Origin of the sequence: Cellulomonas massiliensis JC225 (genome assembly GCF_000312005.1) — a bacterium.
In the GTDB taxonomy this organism is placed as follows: Bacteria; Actinomycetota; Actinomycetes; order Actinomycetales; family Cellulomonadaceae; genus Cellulomonas; species Cellulomonas massiliensis.
This window is the reverse complement of record NZ_HE978588.1, coordinates 1,155,212-1,159,453: the sequence shown is the minus strand read 5'-3', so window position 1 is coordinate 1,159,453 and position 4,242 is coordinate 1,155,212. Positions and strand designations below refer to the sequence as shown.

The following is a 4,242-nucleotide window of genomic DNA, read 5'->3' as shown; positions in this document are numbered from 1 at the left end:
CGGAGCCCGAGGCCGCGCCGCGCCGCCTGCTGACGGTCCGCACCCGCATCGTCGCCGTCGTGGTGGCGACCACCGTGGCGGCGCTGGCGCTGTCCGGGCTCACGGCCGCGCTGCTCACGACGAGCCGCGTCGACGCGCGCGTGGACGACGACCTCACCCGGTCCGCGGGCCAGGTGCGCGTCCTCGCCTCCGACGGCGTCGACCCGCGTACGGGAGCGCCGTTCGCGAGCGCGCACGACCTCGTCGCCCGGGCGCTGTCGCGCACGGTCCCCGCCCCGCGCGCCGGCATGCTGGCGATCGAGGACGGGCGCGTCGCGCTCGTCGCGGCCGACTCCGTGCGCGTCCGGCCCGAGGACGACGCCCAGCTGGTCGCGGCGCTGGCCCGGCCCGGCGTCGCCGACCGCCCGGCGCTGCGGAGCATCACCACCGCGACCACCACCTGGCGCGTCGCCGTGGTCCCCGTGCAGGCCGTCGGCGCGAGCGACGACGCCTCGACGTTCGTGCTCGCGTACGACCGGGGCGCCGAGCAGCGCGACTTCTCCGGCCCGTTCGCCATCTACGCCGTGGTGGCGGCGCTCGCGGCCGCGCTCGTCGCGCTCGTCGGCTGGGTGGTCGCCGGGCGCCTGCTGCGGCCGGTGCGCGACCTCGGCACCACCGCGCGCGCGATCACGCGGACCGACCTCACCGCGCGGCTGCCCGTGACCGGCAACGACGACGTCGCCGACCTCACCCGGGCCTTCAACGCGATGCTGGACCGCATCGAGCAGGCGGTGGACGCCCAGCGCGCGCTGCTGGACGACGTCGGCCACGAGCTGCGCACGCCGCTCACGGTCGTCCGCGGCCACCTCGAGGTGATGGACGCGGACGACGCCGTCGACGTCGCGGAGACCCGCGAGCTCACGCTCGACGAGCTGGACCGGATGAGCCGCATGGTGAGCGACCTCATGACGCTCGCGACCGCGGGCGACGCCCGGTTCGTGCGCCCCGCGCCGACCGACCTCGGCGCGCTGGCCGACTCCGTCTCGGGCAACGTGCGGCCGCTCGGCGACCGCCGCTGGGGCGTTCAGGAGCGCGCCGAGGGGACCGCGCTGGTCGACGCCCAGCGCCTCACGCAGGCGTGGCTGCAGCTCGCCGCCAACGCCGTGAAGTTCTCCGACCCGGGGTCGACGATCGTCCTCGGCTCGCGGGTCACCCCGGCCGGGATGCTCGAGCTCTGGGTCCGCGACGAGGGGTTCGGCATCTCGCCCGACCAGCTCGACCGCGTGTTCACGCGGTTCGCCCGGGTCGACGAGGACGACGCCCGCCCGGGTGCCGGGCTGGGCCTGGCGATCGTCGCCGCGATCGCGCACGCGCACGGCGGGCACGTCGAGGTCGCCTCGCTGCGCGGGCGCGGCTCGACGTTCACCGTCCGGGTGCCGGTCGACGGCCCGGTCGCGGGGCCGGCCGGCGCGCCGGTGCAGGACCACGACGAGGCCGCCGGGAGAGCGGCCGCCACGGAAGGGGTGCAGTGACGCAGATCCTCATCGCCGAGGACGAGCCCGGCATCGCGCGCTTCGTCGCGAAGGGGCTGAAGTCGGCCGGGTACGGGAGCACCACGGTGGCGACGGCCTTCGAGGCGCTCGACCTCGCGGCGAGCGGCGAGTTCGACCTCGTCGTGCTCGACCTCGGGCTCAAGGGCGGCGACGGGCTCAGCGTGCTGCGCCGCCTGCGCGAGACCGGCAGCCGGGTGCCCGTCATCATCCTCACCGCGCGCTCGTCCGTGACCGACACCGTCACGGGCCTGGAGGGCGGCGCGGACGACTACATGGCCAAGCCGTTCCGGTTCGAGGAGCTGCTCGCCCGCATCCGCGTGCGGCTGCGCACGGAGCCCGCGGCGGAGACGACGACGCTCACCGCGGGCGACCTGTCGCTCGACCTGCGCACCCGGCGGGCGGACGTGGCGGGCCGGCAGGTCGACCTCTCGGCGCGGGAGTTCGGCCTCCTCGAGGCGTTCCTGCGCCACCCCGGGCAGGTGCTCAGCCGCGAGCAGCTGCTCTCGCAGGTGTGGGGGTACGACTTCGACCCCTCGTCCAACGTGGTGGACGTGTACGTGCGCTACCTGCGCAACAAGGTCGGCGCCGACCGCGTCCAGACCGTCCGCGGCATGGGCTACCGCCTGACCTCCCCCGCCTGAGCCCGCCGCCGACATCGTGACCTCGGCCCGAGGTCGTGAGGCCGACGTGCCGACCTCGGGCGGCAGTGCCGATCTCGGGCGGCAGTGCCGACCTCGGCGGGGCGCGGCCGGCCGGTGCGGGAACGCAACCGGCCCGGTCCGTGCCGGGGGACACGGACCGGGCCGGGCGGCCGCCGGCACGGGGCCGGCGACGAGCGTCAGTCGGAGGTGCGGGGGGAGACCGCCGACCGGACGCTGACCGGGGACGCCGGGGTCACGACCGAGGGGGCCGACGCCGCCGTCCGCACGCTCACGGACGAGACGGGGCTCGCCGCGGTGCGCGGGCTGTGGGAGGTGTTCGCGTGCGAGCCCTGCGAGCCCTTCGACGCGTGGTGCGCGGCCTTCTTCGCGGCCTTGTCGGTCGCCTTCTGCGCCTTCTCGGCCGCCTTCGCCGCCTTCTTGGCCGCCTTCTCGGCCGCCTTCGTCGCGTGGTGCTGGGCGACGGCCGCCTCGTGCGCGGCCTTCTTCGCAGCGTGCTCCGCCTTGCGCTCCGCCTTGTCCTCGGCGTGCGGCGTGGGCCGCGGCGTCGGGGACGCGGACGGGTGCGTCGGGCTCGCGCTCGGGCGCGCACCCTCCGGGCTCGTGTCGTCCCCGGCCGCAGGCGCGGCGACGGACGGCAGGGGCCGGGGGTCGTCCGACCCGGCGGCGAGGGCGCCGGACGCACCGGCGATGCCTCCGAGGCCGATCACTCCGGTGACGACCCAGACGGCGGTGCTGCGCTTCATGGTGTGCTCCTTCGGTGGGGACCGGCGGGGGCCGGATCGGTGAGAGGTCCGAGGGCGGGGGCCTGGACCAGGTCGTACGCGAGGTGGGCCCACTGCAGGGCCTGGTCCTCGTCGAGGTGGCCGGCGGCGAGCGACAGGACGACGGCGGCGGCCCGGGCCCGCAGCGCGAGCGGGTCGACGACCCGGTCGAACGACGCGAGGCACAGGTCCTTCCAGACGGGCGCCGCCCGGTAGCCCGCGTCCAGGCTGGGCAGCACGGTGAGGTGGGCGACGAGGGTGGCCAGGTCGTCGACGAGCAGGCCCGGGCCGAGGGTGTCGACGTCGATGAGGGCGAGGTCGCCGGGGGCGGCGCCGTCCGGCTGCCACCACAGGTTGGCCGGGTGCAGGTCGCCGTGCGTCGCGACGACGGGGCCGAGCGTCTCGGGGTGCAGCCGGTCGACGGCGTCGACGACGAGCGCGGCGGGCGCGGCCACGGCCGGGATCCGCTCGACGAGCTGGTGGGCGTAGGCGCGCACCCGGTCCGCGACGGCCGCGCGGCCGGGGAGCTCGAGCGCGGCCGCCGGGAGCCGGCGCACCAGCGCGACGACGGCGTCGGGGTCCGGCGCGGCACCGTCCAGCAGGTGCTCGGTCACGGGCCGCCCTGCGGCCCGGTCCAGGACGACGAGACCGGGCTCGTGCAGCACGGTGCCGGGCACCGGCACGCCCGCCTCGCGCAGCAGCTGCAGCCGGGCGACGAGCCCCTCGGCGACCTGCGGGCGCAGCGCCTTCGCCCAGCGCTCGCCGCCGTCGGCCGTCGTCACCCGGACGACCGCGCGACGCAGCGGGCGGTAGCCCACCACGTCGAGCTGCTCGACGGTGACGTCGTCGCCGTGCTCCCGCAGCACCCGCTCGAGGAGCTCGGGCGTGCAGGCGGTCCGCAGGGCGGGCAGGCGGGGGTCGTCGGGGTGCGCCCACACCGTGACGGCCGTGCCGCCCTGCCGCAGGGTCGCGACGCCCGGCGTGCCCTCGGGGGCGGCCCACGTCGACGCGACGAGGTACGGGGTGCTGCCGTCGTCCATCACGGTCGCGTACCCGACGCTCGTCTCCGCGCCGGGCCGGGCGTGCACGTCGTGGCGCTGCCACTCGACGAGCGTGCGGCCCGATGCGGCGGCGGCCGCCGCGAGCACCTCGCCGGCGCCCTCGCCGAGCAGGACGTGCGCCGCGTCGGCGGGACGCGCGGCACGGCGCACGGCCGCCGCGACGTCCGGGCTCACGACCTCCGGGCTCGTCACCTCCGGGCTCGTCACCTCCGGGCTGGGCGCGTCG

4 protein-coding genes are annotated in these 4,242 nt (G+C 77.3%); 2 read left to right on the top strand and 2 right to left on the bottom strand.

Annotation, left to right across the window (positions count from 1 at the left end; translation table 11 throughout):
- Both HGCM_RS17040 and HGCM_RS05500 read left to right on the top strand, forming a co-directional pair.
- Positions 1–1,511, top strand: a 1,511-nt coding sequence (locus HGCM_RS17040) for a sensor histidine kinase (protein ID WP_019135871.1), incomplete at its 5' end; no start/stop codon positions are given.
- On the top strand, positions 1,508–2,173 hold the full coding sequence (locus HGCM_RS05500) for a response regulator transcription factor (protein ID WP_019135870.1): 666 nt from the start codon (positions 1,508–1,510) through the stop codon (positions 2,171–2,173). The genes HGCM_RS17040 and HGCM_RS05500, both read left to right, overlap by 4 nt.
- A 197-nt stretch (positions 2,174–2,370) precedes the next feature.
- Here the strand turns inward: HGCM_RS05500 and HGCM_RS05495 are convergent, their stop codons facing one another.
- Positions 2,371–2,937: a hypothetical protein gene (locus HGCM_RS05495; RefSeq protein WP_019135869.1), complete on the bottom strand. Its 567-nt coding sequence runs from the start codon at positions 2,935–2,937 to the stop codon at positions 2,371–2,373.
- The coding region (locus HGCM_RS17035) for an aminoglycoside phosphotransferase/kinase family protein (protein ID WP_218917036.1) at positions 2,934–4,242 on the bottom strand (1,309 nt) is incomplete at its 5' end. The genes HGCM_RS17035 and HGCM_RS05495, both read right to left, overlap by 4 nt.